Source organism: Streptomyces sp. OZ13 (genome assembly GCF_052068155.1).
Lineage (GTDB): Bacteria > Actinomycetota > Actinomycetes > Streptomycetales > Streptomycetaceae > Streptomyces.
The window spans coordinates 19,543-37,749 of sequence record NZ_JBQHCZ010000006.1 but is presented as its reverse complement, the minus strand read 5'-3'; the positions used below and the strand labels follow the sequence as shown (position 1 = coordinate 37,749).

Here is an 18,207-nt window from a genome sequence, read left to right as displayed (position 1 = left end):
GATACGCGCGAATATCCGTATTCGCGAATATACGGCCCACCGCCACGTCAGCCGAAGAAGACGCCGACCTCCTCGTAGAGCTTCGGGTCGACCGTCTTGAGCTTTGCGGTCGCCTCCGCGATCGGCACCCGCACGATGTCGGTGCCCTGGAGTGCGACCATCTTGCCGAAGTCCCCGTCGCGCACGGCGTCGACGGCGTGCAGTCCGAAGCGGGTGGCGAGCCAGCGGTCGAAGGCGCTCGGGGTGCCGCCGCGCTGGACGTGCCCGAGGACCGTGGTGCGGGCCTCCTTGCCCGTACGGCTCTCGATCTCCTTGGCCAGCCACTCGCCGACGCCGGAGAGGCGGACATGGCCGAACGAGTCGAGCGTGCCGTCCTTGAGGACTGCCTCGCCGTCCTTGGGCATCGCGCCCTCGGCGATCACCACGATCGGCGCGTAACTGGCCTTGAAGCGGGAGGTGACCCAGGCGCAGACCTGGTCGACGTCGAAACGCTGCTCGGGGATGAGGATGACGTTGGCGCCGCCCGCCAGACCGGAGTGGAGGGCGATCCAGCCCGCGTGACGCCCCATCACCTCGACGACGAGCACACGCATATGGGATTCGGCGGTTGTGTGCAGCCGGTCGATCGCCTCGGTGGCGATGCCGACCGCCGTGTCGAAGCCGAAGGTGTAGTCGGTGGCGGACAGGTCGTTGTCGATGGTCTTGGGTACGCCGACACAGCTGATGCCGTACTCGTCGCAGAGCCGCGCCGCGACGCCGAGGGTGTCCTCGCCGCCGATGGCGACGAGGGCGTCCACCTCCTGCTTGGCGAGGTTCTCCTTGATCCGGCGGATGCCGTTCGCTTCCTTCAGCGGATTGGTACGGGAAGAGCCGAGGATCGTGCCGCCGCGGGGGAGGATGCCGCGGACGGCCGGGATGTCGAGCGGAACGGTGTCGCCCTCCAGCGGTCCGCGCCAGCCGTCGCGGTAGCCGACGAACTCGTAGCCGTACTCCTGCACACCCTTGCGGACGAGGCCGCGGATGACCGCGTTGAGGCCGGGGCAGTCGCCGCCCCCGGTCAGTACTCCGACGCGCATGGAAACTTCCCTTCGCCAGATGAGCCCTGTGACCGTCACGCTAATGGTGACGCAGGTCACTCAGGGATGGGGCGAATGGTCGATTCCTTTGCGTGGCGCGGTCGTTGACCGTCCGCCATTCACTCGTACGGGTACAACTCGAACCGGCCGGCCGTGTGGTCAGACGTCGTCCAGGCCGCGCTCGATCGCGTACCGCACCAGCTCGACGCGGTTGTGCAACTGAAGCTTGCCCAGGGTGTTCTGCACATGGTTCTGGACGGTGCGGTGGGAGATGACCAGCCGCTCCGCGATCTGCTTGTACGACAACCCCTTGGCGACCAGCCGCAGTACCTCGGTCTCCCGGTCCGTCAGCTGCGGGGCCTTCGGCTCGTCCGCGCCGGCCGGCGGACCGGGCTCCGAGGCGAGCCGGCGGTACTCGCCGAGCACCAGGCCCGCGAGACCCGGTGTGAAGACGGGATCGCCCACAGCGGTGCGGCGCACCGCGTCCGTCAGCTCCTCCGTGCTCGCCGACTTCAGCAGATAGCCGGTGGCACCGGACTTCACCGCCTCCAGGACGTCCGCGTGCTCGCCGCTGGCCGACAGCACCAGGACACGCAGGCCGGGCAGCGCCCCGACCAGCTCCTTGCACACCTGCACGCCCGGCATCTCGGGCAGATTGAGGTCGAGCACGAGAACGTCGGGCGCGGCGGCCTTCGCCCGGCGCACGGCCTGCGCACCGTCGCCCGCCGTGGCGACCACGTCGAACCCGGCCTCGGTGAGGTCGCGCGCCACCGCGTCCCGCCACATCGGGTGGTCGTCGACCACCATCACCTTGAGCGTCCGCTGATCCGTCATTTCGCTGCCTTCCCCCGTGGGATCCTGAGCTCTACTTCCGTGCCCTGGCCGGGGACCGACAGCAGCTCGGCCGTACCGCCGAGGTCCCGCAGCCGCCCGCGGATGGACTGGGCGACTCCGAGCCGACCCTCCCCCTCCGCCTGCGCGAGCCGGCCCTCCGCGATGCCCGGGCCGTCGTCCCTGACCGTCACGATCACCTCGTCGGGCCAGTCCTCGACCAGGATCCATGCCTGGGCGTCCGGGCCCGCGTGCCTGTTCACATTGTCCAGTGCGGCCCCGACCGCCGCCGCCAGCTCACGGGCCGCCGGAGCGTCCATGAGGACGGGGGCGCCCGGCTCCGACAGCGTCACCTTCGCACCGGCGTGCGGGGCGAGCAGCGTCCGCAGGTCGCACGGCCGCGCGGGCCCGTCGTCGTCCGGTACCTCCACGATCCGTACGACCGCGCCCTCGGACTCGTCCTCCGACACCCGGGACGCCGGGACCAGACCCCCGGCGACCAGGCTGCGCAGCGCGACCTCCTGCTCGCCCGCCATCCTGCCCAGCTCCGCCGCCTCGCCGCCCAGCGCCGTGCCCCGCCGCTGCACCATCGCCAGCACCTGGAGAACGCTGTCGTGGATGTCACGCGCCAGCCGCTCCCGCTCACGGGTCGCCGCCTCGATCTCCAGCGCCCGGGCGAGGGTGCGCTCGGAGGCGCGGGCCACCTCGACGACGTAGCCGATCGCTATGGAGGCCACCCACACCAGCAGGACGTTGTGGAAGGTGTCCCGGCTGGGCTCGCCCCGCTCGACGATGTTGGCGACGGCGACGAACGACGAGGCGAAACCGGCCCACCGCCAGCCGCCCTTGATGGCGAAGGCGAGGACGGAGCCCGCCGTCCAGATCGAGGGCAGGGTGGGGCCGTCATGCGTCTGGGCGTGCAGGTCGGCGAGCGGGGTGAGGAGTATGCCGGTCAGGGCGATGGTCAGGTCCGCGGCCAGGAAGCCCCTGGTGCAGCGCGCCGCGTTCGCGACCTTGGGGAGGGTGGCCAGGGTCCAGACGGCCAGCACCGCGAGGAAACCGGCCGCCACCAGCGGGCGCTCGAAGTTCTGCCGGGTGAAGACGAAGAGCAGCACCGCGTAGACCATGGTCAGCACGCGGTAGGCGGTCAGGGCACGCCACAGCGGCAGCTCGACCGACATCCGCACGACACGCTCGCGCTTGGCCATCTCCCCCACCCCCGTAGCCGTGCCGCGCCGCTCAGGCGGCGGGCCGCTGCGCCTTCTTGGCCTTCTCGGCCTTCTCCGCCTCGGCCCGGGCCGCCTTCTCCGCCTTCTCCGCGTCGGCGATCTGGCGCTTCGCGGCCGTCGCGTAGATGTCGACGTACTCCTGGCCGGACAGCTTCATGATCTCGTACATGACCTCGTCGGTCACCGAACGCAGGATGAAGCGGTCGCCCTCCATGCCGTGGTAGCGGCTGAAGTCCAGCGGCTTCCCGATCCGGATACCCGGGCGCATCAGCTTCGGGACCACCTTGCCGGGCGGCTGGATCTTCTCGGTGTCGATCATCGCGACGGGGATCACCGGCGCGCCGGTGGCCAGCGCCACCCGGGCGAGGCCGCCCGGCTTGCCGCGGTAGAGGCGGCCGTCCGGGGAGCGGGTGCCCTCCGGGTAGATGCCGAACAGGCCGCCGGACTCGATCACGTCGATGCCGGCCTTGATCGCGGCCTCGCCCGCTCCGCGGGCACCCGAACGGTCCACCGGCAGCTGGCCGACGCCCTTGAAGAAGGCGGCCGTCAGCCTGCCCTTCACGCCCGGCGAGGTGAAGTACTCCGCCTTGGCGATGAAGGTGACCTTGCGGTCGAGCACCGCGGGGAGGAAGAACGAGTCGGAGAACGACAGATGGTTGCTGGCGAGGATCGCGGGGCCCTCGGCCGGAACGTTCTCCAGGCCCTCCACCCAGGGCCTGAACGCAAGCTTCAGCGAACCCCCGATGGAGAACTTCATGGCGCCGTAGATCAACTCGAATGCCTCCTGTTGCTTTCGAACAGACCTTAACCCGAGGGTCGGCCCCCGTCCGCCGCGCCGGGTCCGCCGCCGCCGTGCTCCGGTGCCGGAACGGCCCTGGTCGGTGTCGGTCCGGTCGCGTACCGTGAAGTACACCCTCGACCCTTCCGTACGCCCGCGTACCTCACGAACAGGAGACCCCGGTGCCGGTCCTTCCTGGAGCCGAGCCCTACCGCCACGACGGCGGCGAGATCGGCGTCCTTCTCTGTCACGGATTCACCGGCTCCCCGCAGTCCCTGCGGCCCTGGGCCGAGTATCTGGCGGAGCGGGGCCTCACGGTGTCCCTGCCGCTGCTGCCCGGTCACGGCACACGCTGGCAGGACATGCAGGTCACCGGCTGGCAGGACTGGTATGCGGAGGTGGACAGGGAACTGCGCTCGCTGCTCGAGCGCTGTCGGCACGTGTTCGTCTTCGGCCTCTCCATGGGCGGTGCCCTGACGCTGAGGCTCGCCGCCAAGCACGGCGACGCGGTCCGGGGCGTCGTCGTCGTCAACCCGGCGAACAAGGTCCACGGCGCGATGGCGTCGCTGCTGCCCGTGGTGCGTCATCTGGTGCCGTCCACGAAGGGCCTGACCAGCGACATCGCCAAGCAGGGCGTGGAGGAGCTGGGCTACGACCGGGTGCCGCTGCACGCCGCGCATTCGGTGCGGCAGTTCTTCCGTATCGTCGACGGGGAGCTTCCGCAGGTCACGCAGCCGATGCTGCTGCTGCACAGCCCCGAGGACCATGTGGTGCCGGCCGCCGACTCGGCCCGGATCCTCAGCCGTGTCTCCTCCACGGACGTCACGGAGATCCTGCTGGAACAGAGCTACCACGTCGCGACGTTGGACCACGATGCGGAGCGGATCTTCGAGGAGAGTTACGCGTTCATCGGCCGGCTCGCTCCGAGCGCGGGGACCACGGGGTCTCCCGCGCCGGAAGCCTTGGGAGGGAGCACAACCGGTGGCTGACCAGCACGACGCGGACCGTGAGCCGCAGCCGATCGACGAGGACGCGGCCTGGGCGGCCATCGTCGCCGGATACGGCGAGGAGCCCGCCGACCCGCCGGGCGCGAAGCCGTTCAAGTCGGTGGAGGACCTGGCGCTCCTGGAGAGCGACATGAACGACTCGCCTGATCCCGGGCCCGAGCCCGCGGGCCGGGCCGACGACGACAAGCCGGCGCTCGGCAGCTCGGTCACCTTCGCACCGGGCGTCGGCGGACCGCGCGACTACCAGGTCGCGGAGCCGTCCGACGGCGACTTCGACGACAGCGACGAGGGCCACTTCGTCCCGCCCGAGCCCCCGCCGCTGCCGGAGGCCGACGCGACGTCGAAGTTCGCGTGGCTGGCGGTGATCGGCGGACCGGTGCTGATGCTGATCGCGGTGGTCCTGCGGTGGGACATGACGTGGTGGCTGACGACGCTGTGCGTCGGCGGCTTCCTGGGCGGCTTCGCGACGCTGGTCGCGCGGATGTCGCACGACGACGACGAGAACGACGATCCGGGGCGGGGCGCGGTGGTCTGACGACACCGCGCGGCCGCTGCGCGGGGCGTTTTCCCCACCCCGCCCCTTCCCCGAAACCGGGCTGCGCCCGGACCCGTCACCGCGCTGCGCGCGGTGTTTCGGGGGCTCTGCCCCCGGACCCCCGCGCCTCAATCGCCGGCGAGGCTGATTCGCGGAGCGAAATCCAGCCCGCCTGGGGCCCCTCCCACGGCCGCCAGGCCGTAGGGGGAGTTTGAGGGCACCGCGCGGAGCGTGGTACGGGCCCGGGCGGAGCCCCCACGCGGCGGAGCCGCACATCGATACAGCGGGAAGGGGCGGGGTGGGGAAACCGCGGGCGTCAGCCCGTCGCGGGGACGCGGAGGGCCGCCAGGACCGGGAGGTGGTCGGACGCCGCCCGCAGGTCCGCGGTGGGGAGATCCGGCACACCGCACCCCAGCACCTCCACCCCCTCCGTCGCGAAGACCGCGTCGATCCGCTGGTGCGGCCCGGCCGCGGTGGACGTGAACTCACCGCCCCACGGAGCCACCGCCCAGCAGTCCTGGAGCTCCCCCGCCAGCCGGCCGAAGGCCCGGCCCCCGGGCCGTTCGTTGATGTCGCCCGCGACGATCGCGTGCGGCACATCCATCGCCTTCAGCCGCTCCAGCAGCAGGCCCGCCTGGGCGAGGCGCTCGTCGGCCGCGAGGCTCAGATGGCAGCTGATCAGGCCCACCCGCGCGCCCGCGAAGCGGACGACGGCCGTGGCGAAGCCGCGCCGGTGGAGGCCGGGGGTGCGCGGCAGCAGGACGTCCTCGGTGCGTTCCACCGTGGCCCGCAGCGAGCACAGCAACATCGGGCCCGCCGCCGTCGCACCGCCGGAGAGCATCACCAGGTCGGTCTTCGCGGCGAGCCGCGCCGCGTGCTTGCGCCAGCGGAAGAAGCGCGGGGCCTCCTGGACGAACACCAGGTCGGGTTCGCAGGCCCGGATCACCCGGGCCAGCGCCTCCTCGTCGTCCCGCATGGAACGGATGTTGTAGCCGAGGACCCGGACCACGGCCGAACCGTCCGGCTCGGTGCGGGACTTGGGCAGTTCGGTGATCGCCATGGGAGCAACATACGACGGTGCCCGCCGCGCTTCCCGAAGGACGCGGCCCACAAGGCCGCGCCCTTCGGCGGGCGCGGCGGGCACCTGCCGGAGACGGGTACCGCGGGTCAGCCCTGGCGGGCCAGGTCCGCCGCGCCCACGAGCCCCGCCTTGCCGCCCAGTTGCGCGGCGAGCACCTGGGCGTGCGGGCGCCACTGGCCGCCGATCAGCCAGCGGCGGAAGGACTTGCGGATGGGGTCGAGCACGAGGTCGCCCTCGTCGGAGACTCCGCCGCCGACGATGAACGCCGACGGGTCGAAGAGGGAGGCCAGGTCGGCGAGACCGGCTCCCGCCCAGCGCGCCAGCTCACGGAAGGAGTCGACGGCGACGGGGCAGCCCTGCCGTGCGGCCTCGCTGATGTGCTTGCCCTGGATGCCCGCGGCGGTGCCGTCGCCGAGGCCGAGCAGGATCGTCGCGTTCTCCGGCGTGGCGTTGGCGCGCTGCTTGGCGTAGCGGACGAGAGCCCGGCCGGAGGCGTACTGCTCCCAGCAGCCCTGGCTGCCGCAGCCGCAGAGGAGGCCGTCGGGCACGACCCGGATGTGCCCGAATTCGGCGGCGACGCCGAACCGTCCGCGGCGCAGCTTGTTGCCGATGATGATGCCGCCGCCGAGGCCGGTGCCGAGCGTGATGCAGATGACGTCCTCGTGGCCCTGGCCGGCGCCGAAGCGGTATTCGCCCCATGCGGCGGCGTTGGCGTCGTTCTCGACCACGACGGGAAGGCCGACGCGCTGTTCGACCTTGTCCTTGAGCGGCTCGTGGCGCCAGTCGATGTTCGGCGCGAAGAGGACCGTGGCGCGCTTGTCGTCGACGTAACCGGCGGCTCCGATACCGACGGCCTCGATCTCGTGGCCCTGGCCGGCTCCTGCGACGGCAGCACAGATCGCGTCGACGATGCCTTCGGGAGTCGACGGGGTGGGCACGGTGTGCGTCTCGAGAATGGTGCCCTCTTCGTCGACCACGCCCGCCGCGATCTTCGTGCCGCCGATGTCGACGCCGATGGTGAGTCCCATGTGTCCCTCAGTATTCGGTCGAGCCCCGCTAAGGCCAACCGTACCCGAGGGCGGGCACGCCCTGGTCAGTCCAGGTCGATGTGCTCACTGCCGCCGGGGCCTTCGTCACGGGGGTCGTCGGTGTCCTTGGCGCTCCCGGAGCCTGCGGGGCGCTGCGTCCAGCGGCGTTCCTGGCCCTCGACGGCGGACCGGTAGGCGGCGAGCAGTTCGCCGCCGGCGGCCGCGAGATGGTCGAAGACCTGCGGGTTTCGTTCGATGACCGGCTCGACGGCGGCCTTCGCCTGGGTCACGAACTGCTGGACGGCGCTCTGCGCGGCCATGCCGGGCAGGGACGACTGGAAGGAGGTGACCTTCTCCGCCACGACGTCGAAGAGCTTGCGCAGTTCTTCCGCCGCGGAACCGGGCTGCTGCCCGTACTCCGCCCGGCGCCGGGCCCGCTCCTGCTGGAGGTCCTCCTCGCAGGCGGTGGCCCAGGCGTCGGCGTCGGGGCGCTCGGTCGCTTCGCTCATGACGTACTCCTGGGGGCCGTTTCGAGGGGTTGTCTGCTCTCGACGGTACCCGAACGGTGGTACGGCGTTCAGCGTGTCCGCGGCCACAGTCCGGGGTCCGGCGTGAAGCGGACCGTGAGCATGCCGTCCGCGAGACCCGCGCCGGCGACGGTGCAGCGGCGCAGCGCCGAGGGCAGCGGGAGGATCCTGCGGAACGGCCCCGCCCCGATCAGGAGTTCATCCCCACGGCGGACGAGGGAGAGCCGCTCCTTGACGATGCCGGGCAGCTCCAGTTCCCACACGTAGAGGGCGTCCTGGTCGCCGGGGCCGGTCGCGGAAGGCTCGGACCGGCCGACCCGGCCGACGCCTCCTCGGGGGCCTTCCCGGCCCGGGTCGCCGTCGACGGCGAGCCCCTCGCCCCGGTGTCCGTCCCCGCCGGCGGCGGTGCGGACGGCGCGGGTGTCGAGCAGGGCGAGGTCCTCGAGGCCCTGCGGGTCGCGGCCGAGGTGGGGGACCTCGCATATGGCGGCGCCGGGCAGCCGGGCGCCGTACCACTCGTGGAGGCACTTCTCCTGCTGGGCGACGAGGGGGGCGAGCCACGGGTCCGCCGATTCCCTCGGCAGGTTCCGGTTCGGTACGAGGGCGTCCACGGCGAGCCCGTGGAGGGCGAGTCCGGCGCGGGCCTCGAGCAGCGCCGCGGCGGCCCGGGGGCCCGGTTCCGCGACGACCCGCAGGGTGGTGTTCACCGACTCGATCAGTGCCTGCACGCCCGCCAGTTCGGTGTCCCAGCGTTCGGCGGTCCCGTACAGCCACTGGGCGGGCATCGGCACTCCCGCGAGCTGGGCGAGCACGGGGCGCAGCGCGCGGGCGGCCTGGCGTTCCTGCGGGAGGAGACGGCGCAGGTAGCGGCGCAGTTCCTCCGGCAGCGCGAGCAGCGCGATCGTCTCGTGCAGCGGCGGCATGTCGACGACGACCACGTCCCAGCCGCCGCGCGAGGCGACGGCGAGCGCACGCAGCAGCGCGAACTGCTCGCTGCCGGGCAGCCGGGTCAGTTCCTCGTCCTCGAGCCTGGCCGCGCCCAGCAGGTCCAGCGCGGCGGAGGCACGCTCCTGGAGGTCGAGGAACTCGGCGCGGAAGTCGGAGCCGGCGTCGATACGAGCGGCCCAAAGGCCGTCGCGGACGCGCACCGGATCTTCTGGGCGGGCCGTGAGCTCTGCGCCGAGCACGTCGCCCGGGCCGGCGGACAGGAACAGCGCCCGCCTGCCGCGTGCGGCCTCGGCGAGCGCCGTGGCGGCGGCGACGGTGGTGCGGCCCGCGCCGCCGAGGCCGGTGACGAGGACCTTGCGCATCAGGCGCCGGCGCCGCTCTCGACGCGCTTCTTCAGACCGGCGAGGGCGCGGTCGATGATGACCTTCTCCGCCTTGCGCTTGATCATGCCGAGCATGGGGATCTTGACGTCGACGGTGAGCTGGTACGTGACCTCGGTACGGTCGCCGCCGCCGACCGGCGAGAGCCGGTAGGAGCCGTCGATCGCGCGCAGCATCTGGGACTTCACCAGGGTCCAGCTGACCTCGTCGGCCCCGTGCCACGTGTAGGCGAGGGTGTGGTCGTCCTTGATCGCGCCGGCGTCCAGCACCAGGCGGACCTGCTCGGCCCGCCCCTCGGTGTCGGTGGCGAGCACCTCCGCCTCCTTCACCTCGCCGGTCCACTCCGGGTAGCGGGTGAAGTCGGCGATGACACCCATGACCTCGGCCGGTGCCGCATCGATCGTGATGCTCGAGCTGGTGTGTTCCGCCATCTCTGCGGCTCCTCACAGTGCGGTACGGACCGGGCAGGTGTGTGGGGTGCAGGCTATCGCGACCGCACGGCTCTCCGGTGCGTGCCCCGGCTCACCATGACAGGGACCAGGGACGGCCGCCGGCCGCGAAGTGACCGACGTTGACGCACTCGGTCGCGCCCACCCGCATGCGGCGGACGAGCGGCTGATGCACATGGCCGAAGAGCGCGTAACGGGGCCGGGTGCGCCGGAGGGCGTCCAGCAGGGCGCGGCTGCCGCGTTCGAAGCGGCGGGCGACGGTGTCGTACGTCAGCTCGGGAACGTCGGGCGGGATGTGCGAGCAGAGCACGTCGACCTCGCCGATCGCCTCCACCTTGGCGGCGTACTCCTCGTCGGAGATCTCGTACGGCGTGCGCATCGGGGTGCGCAGTCCGCCGCCGACGAAGCCGAAGACCCGGCCGCCGATCTCGACCCGCTCGCCGTCGAGGACGGTCGTGCCGGGGCGGGCGTACTCGTGCCACAGGGCCGGGATGTCGACGTTGCCGTAGGTGGCGTACGTCGGGGTGGGAAAGGCGGCGAACAGCTCGGCGTACTGGCGCCGTACGGCCGCCTCGATGGCGGTCTCCCTGTCGACGCCGAGCTCCGCCCAGAGCCTGCGGCCGAGGTCCCGTGCCTCCTCGAAGCGCCGGGCGGTGCGCAGTTCCACGATCAGGTCGGCGTTCTCCACGCCGAACAGTTCGGGGAAGATGCCGCGCGAGTGGTCGGCGTAGTCCAGGAAAAGCACCAGGTCACCGAGGCAAATCAGGGCGTCGGCACCGTCGCCCGCAATGGCGAGATCTCTTGCATTGCCGTGCACATCACTGACCACGTTGACTCGCATGCCTCGCATGGCGGTCACCCTAGAACCCGTCGGGAGCCGCTGGGTAGAGGGGGCCTACCTGCGGTTACTTGGGTCCGGCACGCAGAGTGGAATACTCTGCGCGAAGTCCAGCCATCGATGTGTGACGCACAGAACATTGGCCGGGAACCCCTATCGGGAACCGTGTACTCGTGGGTAACGTCCGGGCAGTCCAGTCGTGCTCACCCCCACCGAGCACCTGCCCGATCTTGGACCGCAGCCGGTGCATCACACAGAGCCGTGGCGCCGGCGCCCGATGAGGAGCAGCAGTCTTGCGCGAGTTCAGCCTTCCGGCCCTGTACGAGGTCCCCACGGACGGCAACCTGACGGATCTCATCCGCCGCAATGCCGCGCAGCACCCGGATGTGGCGGTGATGGGCCGCAAGGTCGGCGGCAGATGGACGGACGTCACCGCGACACAGTTCCTCGCCGAGGTGCGGGCCGCCGCCAAAGGCCTGATCGCCGCCGGCATCCGGCCCGGCGACCGGGTCGGCCTGATGTCCCGCACCCGCTACGAGTGGGTCCAGCTGGACTTCGCGATCTGGAGCGCCGGCGCGGTCACCGTGCCGGTATACGAGACCAGTTCGGCGGAGCAGGTGCAGTGGATCCTCGGTGACTCCGGCGCCGCGGCCGTGATCGTCGAGGGTGACGCGCACGCCGCCGCCGTGGAGTCCGTGCGCGAGTCGCTGCCGGCCCTGCGGAACGTCTGGCAGATCGAGAAGGGCGCGGTCGACGAACTGACCGCCGCCGGCGCGGAGATCTCCGAGGCGACCGTCGACGAGCGCAGCGCCTCCGCCAAGGCCGACGACCCGGCGACCATCGTCTACACCTCCGGCACCACCGGACGCCCCAAGGGCTGCGTGCTCACCCACCGCGCATTCTTCGCGGAGTGCGGCAACCTGGTCGAGCGCCTGAAGCCGCTGTTCCGTACGGGCGAGAGCTCCGTGCTGCTGTTCCTCCCCGCCGCGCACGTCTTCGGCCGCATGGTCGAGATCGCGGCCGTGATGGCGCCGATCAGGCTCGGCTGCGTCCCGGACATCAAGAACCTCACCGACGAACTGGCCTCCTTCCGGCCGACGCTGATCCTCGGTGTGCCCCGCGTCTTCGAGAAGGTCTACAACTCCGCGCGGGCCAAGGCCCAGGCGGACGGCAAGGGCAAGATCTTCGACAAGGCCGCGAACACGGCCATCGCCTACAGCCGCGCGCTGGGCGGGTCCGGCGGCGTGCCGGTCGGCCTGAAGCTCAAGCACAAGGTCTTCGACAAGCTCGTCTTCAGCAAGCTCCGCGCCGTCCTCGGCGGCCGCGGCGAGTACGCGGTCTCCGGCGGCGCGCCGCTGGGCGAGCGGCTCGGCCACTTCTTCCGCGGCATCGGCTTCACCGTGCTGGAGGGCTACGGCCTCACCGAGTCGTGCGCGGCGACCGCGTTCAACCCGTGGGACCGCCAGAAGATCGGCACGGTCGGCCAGCCGCTGCCCGGCTCCGTGGTGCGGATCGCGGACGACGGGGAGGTGCTGCTGCACGGCGAGCACATCTTCTCCGGCTACTGGAACAACGAGACCGCGACGGCCGAGGCACTGGCCGACGGCTGGTTCCACACGGGCGACATCGGCACCCTCGACGAGGACGGCTACCTCGCGATCACGGGCCGCAAGAAGGAGATCCTGGTCACCGCCGGCGGCAAGAACGTCGCCCCCGCGGTGATCGAGGACCGCATCCGCGGGCACGCCCTCGTGGCCGAGTGCATGGTCGTCGGCGACGGCCGCCCGTTCGTCGGCGCGCTCGTCACCATCGATGAGGAGTTCCTCGGCCGCTGGTCCGCGGAACACGGCAAGCCGGCCGGCTCGACGGCGGCGTCCCTCCGCGACGACGAGGACCTGCGGGCGGAGATCCAGAAGGCCGTCGACGACGGCAACGCGGCGGTCTCCAAGGCGGAGTCGGTACGCAAGTTCCGCATCCTGCCGACGCAGTTCACCGAGGAGGCGGGGCACATCACGCCGTCGCTGAAGCTGAAGCGGAACGTGGTGGCGAAGGACTTCGCGGACGAGATCGAATCGATCTACCGCGCCTGACGGCCGGTTGCGGGGGCTCCGCCCCCGCAACCCCGCGCCTCGAACGCCGGACGGGCCGACAAAGTCGGCCCGTCCGGCGTTTCAGGACACCGCGCGAAGCGCGGTACCGGCTCCGGGCGGAGCCGGGTCCCTCAGAGCAGCGCCTTCAGGCGCTCAGCCAGCAGGTCCCAGCGCCACTTCTCCTCGACCCAGGCCCGCCCCCGCTCCCCCATCCACTTCCGCAGCTCCGGGTCCTCCAGCAGGTGCACGATGCGCTCGGCCGACTCCTCCGCCGAGCCGCCGCGGACGACCCAGCCGGTCTCGCCGTCGAGCACGGCGTCCGGCGCGCCGCCCGAGTCGCCCGCCACGACGGGCAGACCGGTCGCCGACGCCTCCAGGTAGACGATCCCGAGGCCCTCGACGTCCAGACCGCCCCTGCGGGTCCGGCAGGGCATGGCGAAGACGTCGCCCGCGCCGTAGTGCGCGGGGAGTTCGGACCACGGCACGGCGCCCGTGAAGCGCACCGACCCCTCGACCCCGGTCTCCGCCGCGAGGCCCCGGAGCTCGTTCTCGTACGGGCCGCCGCCGACGATCAGCAGCACCGCGTCCGGCACCTTCGCGAGGATCGCGGGCATGGCGCGGATCAGCGTGTCCTGCCCCTTGCGCGGCACGAGGCGTGAGACGCACACCACCACGGGCCGGTCGCTCAGGCCGAGCCGTCGCCGGACCAGGTCGCCGCCGGAGCCGGGGTGGAAGGTCTTCTCGTCGACGCCGGGCGGCAGCTGGACCATGCGGTCCGCGGCCTCGGGCGTCAGCGCCGCGGCGATGCGTGAGCGGGTGTACTCGCCGAGGTACGTGATCGTGTCCGTGCCCTCGCCGATGCGGCGCAGCAGCTGCCGGGACGCGGGCAGCTGCGCCCATCCCGCCTCGTGGCCGTGCGTGGTGGCCACCAGCCGGCGCGCGCCGGCGCGCCGCAGAGCGGGGGCCATCAGTCCGAGCGGGGCGGCAGCGCCGAACCACACGGACTCGCAGCCGTGCTCGCGCAGAAGGCGCGCGGCCGTGCGGGTGACCCGAGGGGTCGGCAGGAGCATCGTCGTACGGTCGCGTACGACCGTGAAGGGCTGCTCGGCGTCGAACGCCGCGGTCGCCTCTGCCCCCTCCCGGCCACGCTTCCATGTGGAGGCGTAGACGACGAGTTGTCCGGGGTCCAGCCGTAGCGCCATGTTGTGCAGGAACGCCTGGATGCCGCCGGGCCTGGGCGGGAAGTCGTTGGTCACGATCAGGGTCTTGTGCATCGTCGCAGACAGTACCGAACGGCCCGGTCGCCCGGTTCGGGTACCGCCACGGCATGATGGCAGTCTCAGCTCCCGAGTCGTCCCCCGGCTCCTCCACCGACGAAAGAGACACGATGCCGACGGCGCTCGCGCGAGGCACGATCCTCCCCTTCACGGTGTGGTTGCTCACCAGGACCGCGCTGCTGCTGTTCGTCTTCAAGGTCGTCGTCTTCCCCGGGCCCGACGTCACCAGCGACGTCTCGGCGATCTACCGGGGCTGGTACGAGGTGCTGAGCAGCGGTACGTACCCGCTCGACGACGTGACGTGGCAGTACCCGCCCGCCGGCGCGCTCGCGATCCTCTCCCCCGGGCTCCTCCCGGGCCTCGACTACACGTCCGCCTTCTTCGTCGTCGTCCTCGTGTGCGACCTGCTGGTCCTGCTCCTGCTGCGGTACGCGGAGCGACGCGGGACCGCGCGGCGGGGCACCTGGGTGTGGGTCGTGGGCGTTCCGCTGCTCGGCCCGACGGTGTACGCCCGCTACGACCTGATGGTCACGGCCGTCGCCGTCGCCGCGCTCCTCGCGGGCGTGCGCCGGCCGGGGCGCCTGGGGGCGCTGGCGGGCTTCGGGGCGGTGCTGAAGGTGTGGCCGGTGCTGCTCCTGCTGGGTGTTCCGCGGGGGCGCACCACGGTCCGGTCCTGGGGCGCCGCGGCGGCCACGGCCGGGGCGGTCACCGTGCTGCTGTGCACGCTGATGCCGGGCGGGCTGGCCTTCCTCACCTTCCAGCGCGACCGGGGTACGGAGGTCGAGTCGCTGGGCGCCCTGGTCTTCCACTTCGCCCGGCACTTCGGCTGGGAGGGGCAGGTGCTGCTGAACTACGGGTCCGTCGAGTTCCTCGGCCCGTACGTCCCGGTGGTCAGCACGGCCGCCCTCGGGCTGTCCGTCCTCGCGCTCTGCTGGCTGGTGCTGTGGCGGCTGCGGGCGAGGGAGTTCGGGCCGTCCACGCCGTGCGACGCCGCCTTCGCGGCGGTGCTGCTGTTCACGACCACGAGCCGGGTGATCAGCCCGCAGTACATGGTGTGGCTCGTCGGCCTGGCCGCCGTGTGCCTGGTGTTCCGCGGCAGCCGGATGACGCTCCCCGCCTGGCTGGTGCTGGCGGCCACCGCCGTGACGGTGCTGGAGTTCCCCATCTGGTTCGCGGAAGTCGTGGCGAGCGACCCGTCCGGCATCGCGCTGCTCGTCCTGCGCAACGGGCTGCTGGTGGCCGCGACGGTCACCGCCTGCCGCCGGCTGTGGCGGCAGACGGTTCCCGTGCCGCGGCCGCCGGCCCGGATCAGCCCAGTTGCTCGCGAAGGAAGTCCCGCCACATCGCGGTGAACTCCTCCGGCGTGGTGCCGAGCTCCTCGCCCAGTGCCCGCTCGATCGCGCCCTCCCGCCGCGGCCCCTCACCGACGGACCGGTAGAACGCGGTGAGCTTCGCCTCGCCCCAGCGGCCGGCGATCATCTCGCACGCGAGCCTGCCGCCCTCGTAGGCCCGCGCGAGGGCGTCCGCGTCGCCGCCGAAGGAGAAGTCCCGGTCGGTCGGCAGCGCGGCGGGCACGTCCCCGGCCAGGACCGCTTCCTGCATCTCGGGGGCGGCCTCCGGGGCGGTACGCCCCGTGCCGCGGTACGCGACCCAGTCCGCGAAGCCCTCCGACAGCCACATCGGTGTCGCGGCGGAGGTGTGCGCCCGGGTCGCCACATGGGTGGTCTCGTGGGTGAGCACGACCCGCTGCCCGAACTCGCCGAGCAGCCCGTACGCCTCCGGGTTCACGACGACCCGGTCCGCGGGCGAGCCGCCCTTCGGGCCGCCCGTCTCGCCGGTGGTCACGGCCGCGATGCCCCGGTACCCGGCCGCCGGAGTGCCCAGCAGCCTGCCCATGGCCTCCACCGAGTCGGGTACGAGCACCACGACCCTGCCGGCCCATTCCGACGGCCAGGCACCCGATACGGCGGGCACGGCACGGTCGGTGGCGGCGGCGAGTTCACGCAGCCGCTTCTCGTCCTGCCCGACGCCGAGGACGAGGCTGTGACTGCCCCGTACGGCGTCCACATCGCCCTGCTGCCACAGCTGCTGCGGGGCGCCGGTGCCGGCGCGGTCGGCGGTCACGTACCAGCGGCCGTCGCGCTCGGTCAGCTCGAGGGTGCGGGAGACGGTCATCGGCGCGCTGTCGTAGCCGGCTATCCGGTACCGCAGCTCGGTGTCGGCGACGGCCTTCCCGCTCCGGTGCCGAACGCCCTTGACCCGGTACCCCCACGAGTGCAGCGGCACATCGGCGAGGTTGTCGAACTCCTCGCCCTGCGCCGCCCGCAGAGCGGCCGCGCCCGGCTCGAGCGACGCGAGGTAGCCGGCGCGGTCGTGGCCGAGCAGGGCGGCGGCCCGGACGTCCAGGGCCTGCTGTATCTCCTCGACGGCCGGGTCCACGGGCGCGGGGCCGATGCCACCGCACCCGCCGACGAGCACGAGCACGGCGAGCGCCGTCCCTGCTGTGCGCTGCGCGCGCCCGTGCGATGCCATCCTGCGATGGTACGTAACGGGCCGCCGAGGGCCGCCCCCTCGACCACGGCCACCGGGCTCCGCGCGGGGGCGCGGGAGCTCTGCCCCCGCGCCTCAAACGCCGGCGAGGCTGAAGTTGCCCCGCGACTTGAGCCCTGCCCGGCGCCCCGCGCCTCGGACGCCGGCGGGTCGGCTGCGCCGACGTGCCTGGATGCCTCGCAGCGGCATTTCCGGCCCGCACGGCAAGGCCTCAGCCGCCGCAGGCCAGGTTGCGGCCATAGGCGAGACCGAATGCGCCCGCGGGTGGCCGCGCAGCGGCATGTCAGCCCGCCCGGCGCTCGAAGGCCCCGCGCGGATCGCGGTACGGGGTCCCGCGGCCTGCCCCCACGCGGCTGAGCCGCACATCGGTACAGCGGGAAGGGGCGGAGTGGGGAACGGCCCCCACAGCGGTCCACCCGCCGGCTACACCCGCGTCACCGCGTACACCGGCATCATCCCCACCGGGTCGTACCGCACCGCCGCGCCGGGATACGGCGCATGGACCACCTGCCCGTTACCCACGTACATGCCGACATGGCTCGCGTCGCTCCGGTACGTGACGATGTCGCCCGGCCGGGCCGCCGACAGGGGCACACGGGTGCCCGCGTGCGCCTGGGCCTGGGAGGTGCGCGGCAGGCCCACTCCCGCCTGGGCGTAGGACCACTGCACAAGGCCCGAGCAGTCGAAGCCGGTGGGCCCGGTGGCGCCCCACACATAGGGGCGGCCGACCGCGCTGCGGGCCGCCGCCATGGCCGCCGCCGCATGCGGGGAGGCGGCCGGGAGTCCGGGCAGTGCGGCCATGCCCGCCAGGTCGTCGCGCCCGGAGCGCGAGGACCTGTCGTACGCCTCCCGTTCGCCGGCCGGCAGCGCGTTCAGCAGACGTCTCGCATCGCCGAGCTTGCGTTCCACCGTGCGCTTGTGGCGCGCCACCGCGCTTCTGCTGCGCTCCAGTTCGGCGAGGTCGCGTGCGGCCTCGGTGCGTTCCTGGCCGAGGTCGCGCTGCTCGCGGCGGAGGTCGGTCAGCGCGGCGGAGTTCCGTTCGGAGACGCGGTCCAGCGTCGCCGCCGCCTCGAGGTAGCCGTCCGGGTCCTGGGAGAGCAGCAGTGCCAGCGCCGGATCGATGCCGCCGGAGCGGTACTGGGCGCCTGCCACGGAGCCGAGCGCCTCGCGCATCCGGTTGATCCGCTCCTGGCTGCGGGCCACCCTGTCCTGCGCGTGCTCGACCTGCTCGTGGAGCTTCTCGACCCGCTCGCCCGCGGCGTTGTAGCGCTCCGTGGCCCGTTCGGCCTCCTCGTAGAGCCGGTCGACCCTGGCCCGGGTCGCCTCCGCGCCAGTTCCCGGCTCGGCACCGGCCGGTGCGGCACCGGCGCCGAGGGCGGCGGCGGCCGTGGCCGCCGCCGCGGACAGGACGGTGCCCCGGGCACTCCGTGTGAGGCCGGGCTGTGAGGGTCGGCGGTGGGACACCACGTGCCGCGCTCCCTTCCGCAGGACTTTCGCAGCGGTTCCGCCGGGACTTCCGGGGAACCGGGTTCGATGCGCGGCAGAGAGTAACCGGGTGAACACGAGGTGACCAAAGCCCCCGG

17 protein-coding genes are annotated in these 18,207 nt (G+C 72.5%); 4 read left to right on the top strand and 13 right to left on the bottom strand.

Annotation, left to right across the window (positions count from 1 at the left end; genetic code table 11):
• Positions 1-47: 47 nt before the first annotated feature.
• The 4 genes from ACTMTU_RS16730 to ACTMTU_RS16715 form a co-directional block, all read right to left on the bottom strand.
• Complete coding sequence (locus tag ACTMTU_RS16730; protein WP_441264271.1) at positions 48-1,076, bottom strand: 6-phosphofructokinase; 1,029 nt, start codon at positions 1,074-1,076, stop codon at positions 48-50.
• 159 nt (positions 1,077-1,235) lie between these two features.
• Positions 1,236-1,910: a response regulator gene (locus ACTMTU_RS16725; RefSeq protein ID WP_441264270.1), complete on the bottom strand. Its 675-nt coding sequence runs from the start codon at positions 1,908-1,910 to the stop codon at positions 1,236-1,238.
• Positions 1,907-3,115, bottom strand: coding sequence for a MacS family sensor histidine kinase (gene macS, locus ACTMTU_RS16720; protein WP_441264269.1), 1,209 nt, complete (start codon positions 3,113-3,115; stop codon positions 1,907-1,909). The genes ACTMTU_RS16725 and macS overlap by 4 nt, the downstream gene beginning before the upstream one ends.
• Positions 3,116-3,146: 31 nt before the next feature.
• The gene (locus tag ACTMTU_RS16715; protein ID WP_005318614.1) at positions 3,147-3,908 is read right to left on the bottom strand and encodes a lysophospholipid acyltransferase family protein; all 762 of its coding nucleotides are present in this window, start codon (positions 3,906-3,908) and stop codon (positions 3,147-3,149) included.
• A gap of 188 nt (positions 3,909-4,096) precedes the next feature.
• Between ACTMTU_RS16715 and ACTMTU_RS16710 the strand changes: the two genes are divergently transcribed.
• Both ACTMTU_RS16710 and ACTMTU_RS16705 read left to right on the top strand, forming a co-directional pair.
• Positions 4,097-4,903, top strand: a complete 807-nt coding sequence (locus ACTMTU_RS16710) for an alpha/beta hydrolase (RefSeq protein ID WP_441264268.1) — start codon at positions 4,097-4,099, stop codon at positions 4,901-4,903.
• Positions 4,896-5,456 (top strand): hypothetical protein, encoded by a 561-nt coding sequence (locus tag ACTMTU_RS16705; protein WP_441264267.1) that lies wholly within the window; start codon positions 4,896-4,898, stop codon positions 5,454-5,456. The genes ACTMTU_RS16710 and ACTMTU_RS16705 overlap by 8 nt, the downstream gene beginning before the upstream one ends.
• Positions 5,457-5,772: 316 nt before the next feature.
• Here ACTMTU_RS16705 and ACTMTU_RS16700 read toward each other — a convergent pair whose 3' ends face one another.
• The 6 genes from ACTMTU_RS16700 to ACTMTU_RS16675 all read right to left on the bottom strand — a co-directional run bounded on the left by ACTMTU_RS16700 (position 5,773) and on the right by ACTMTU_RS16675 (position 10,710).
• Positions 5,773-6,516 (bottom strand): endonuclease/exonuclease/phosphatase family protein, encoded by a 744-nt coding sequence (locus ACTMTU_RS16700; protein ID WP_441264266.1) that lies wholly within the window; start codon positions 6,514-6,516, stop codon positions 5,773-5,775.
• A gap of 107 nt (positions 6,517-6,623) precedes the next feature.
• A complete protein-coding gene (locus ACTMTU_RS16695) occupies positions 6,624-7,565 on the bottom strand; it encodes an ROK family glucokinase (RefSeq protein WP_441264265.1) in 942 nt (313 codons plus the stop codon).
• A 65-nt stretch (positions 7,566-7,630) separates the two neighbouring features.
• The gene (locus tag ACTMTU_RS16690; RefSeq protein ID WP_441264264.1) at positions 7,631-8,074 is read right to left on the bottom strand and encodes a DUF5304 domain-containing protein; all 444 of its coding nucleotides are present in this window, start codon (positions 8,072-8,074) and stop codon (positions 7,631-7,633) included.
• 68 nt (positions 8,075-8,142) lie between these two features.
• Complete coding sequence (locus ACTMTU_RS16685) at positions 8,143-9,402, bottom strand: ArsA family ATPase (protein WP_441264263.1); 1,260 nt, start codon at positions 9,400-9,402, stop codon at positions 8,143-8,145.
• Positions 9,402-9,851, bottom strand: a complete 450-nt coding sequence (locus tag ACTMTU_RS16680) for an SRPBCC family protein (protein ID WP_441264262.1) — start codon at positions 9,849-9,851, stop codon at positions 9,402-9,404. Before ACTMTU_RS16680 ends, ACTMTU_RS16685 begins: the two co-directional genes overlap by 1 nt.
• A gap of 91 nt (positions 9,852-9,942) precedes the next feature.
• Complete coding sequence (locus tag ACTMTU_RS16675) at positions 9,943-10,710, bottom strand: metallophosphoesterase family protein (protein ID WP_441264460.1); 768 nt, start codon at positions 10,708-10,710, stop codon at positions 9,943-9,945.
• 290 nt (positions 10,711-11,000) lie between these two features.
• On the opposite strand from ACTMTU_RS16675, the gene ACTMTU_RS16670 reads away from it, so the two are divergent.
• On the top strand, positions 11,001-12,797 hold the full coding sequence (locus tag ACTMTU_RS16670; protein WP_441264261.1) for an AMP-dependent synthetase/ligase: 1,797 nt from the start codon (positions 11,001-11,003) through the stop codon (positions 12,795-12,797).
• Positions 12,798-12,928: 131 nt separating this feature from the next.
• On the opposite strand, the gene ACTMTU_RS16665 is transcribed toward ACTMTU_RS16670, so the two are convergent.
• Positions 12,929-14,071, bottom strand: a complete 1,143-nt coding sequence (locus ACTMTU_RS16665; RefSeq protein ID WP_441264260.1) for a glycosyltransferase family 4 protein — start codon at positions 14,069-14,071, stop codon at positions 12,929-12,931.
• A 113-nt stretch (positions 14,072-14,184) separates the two neighbouring features.
• Here ACTMTU_RS16665 and ACTMTU_RS16660 point away from each other — a divergent pair, with 113 nt between their 5' ends.
• Positions 14,185-15,426, top strand: coding sequence for a glycosyltransferase 87 family protein (locus ACTMTU_RS16660; protein WP_441264459.1), 1,242 nt, complete (start codon positions 14,185-14,187; stop codon positions 15,424-15,426).
• On the opposite strand, the gene ACTMTU_RS16655 is transcribed toward ACTMTU_RS16660, so the two are convergent.
• The gene (locus ACTMTU_RS16655; RefSeq protein WP_441264259.1) at positions 15,383-16,606 is read right to left on the bottom strand and encodes a hypothetical protein; all 1,224 of its coding nucleotides are present in this window, start codon (positions 16,604-16,606) and stop codon (positions 15,383-15,385) included. The genes ACTMTU_RS16660 and ACTMTU_RS16655 overlap by 44 nt on opposite strands.
• Before the next feature lie 441 nt (positions 16,607-17,047).
• Positions 17,048-18,091 carry an NlpC/P60 family protein gene (locus ACTMTU_RS16650; protein ID WP_441264258.1) on the bottom strand — a complete coding sequence of 348 codons (1,044 nt, stop codon included), beginning with the start codon at positions 18,089-18,091 and terminating at the stop codon, positions 17,048-17,050.
• Positions 18,092-18,207: the final 116 nt, after the last annotated feature.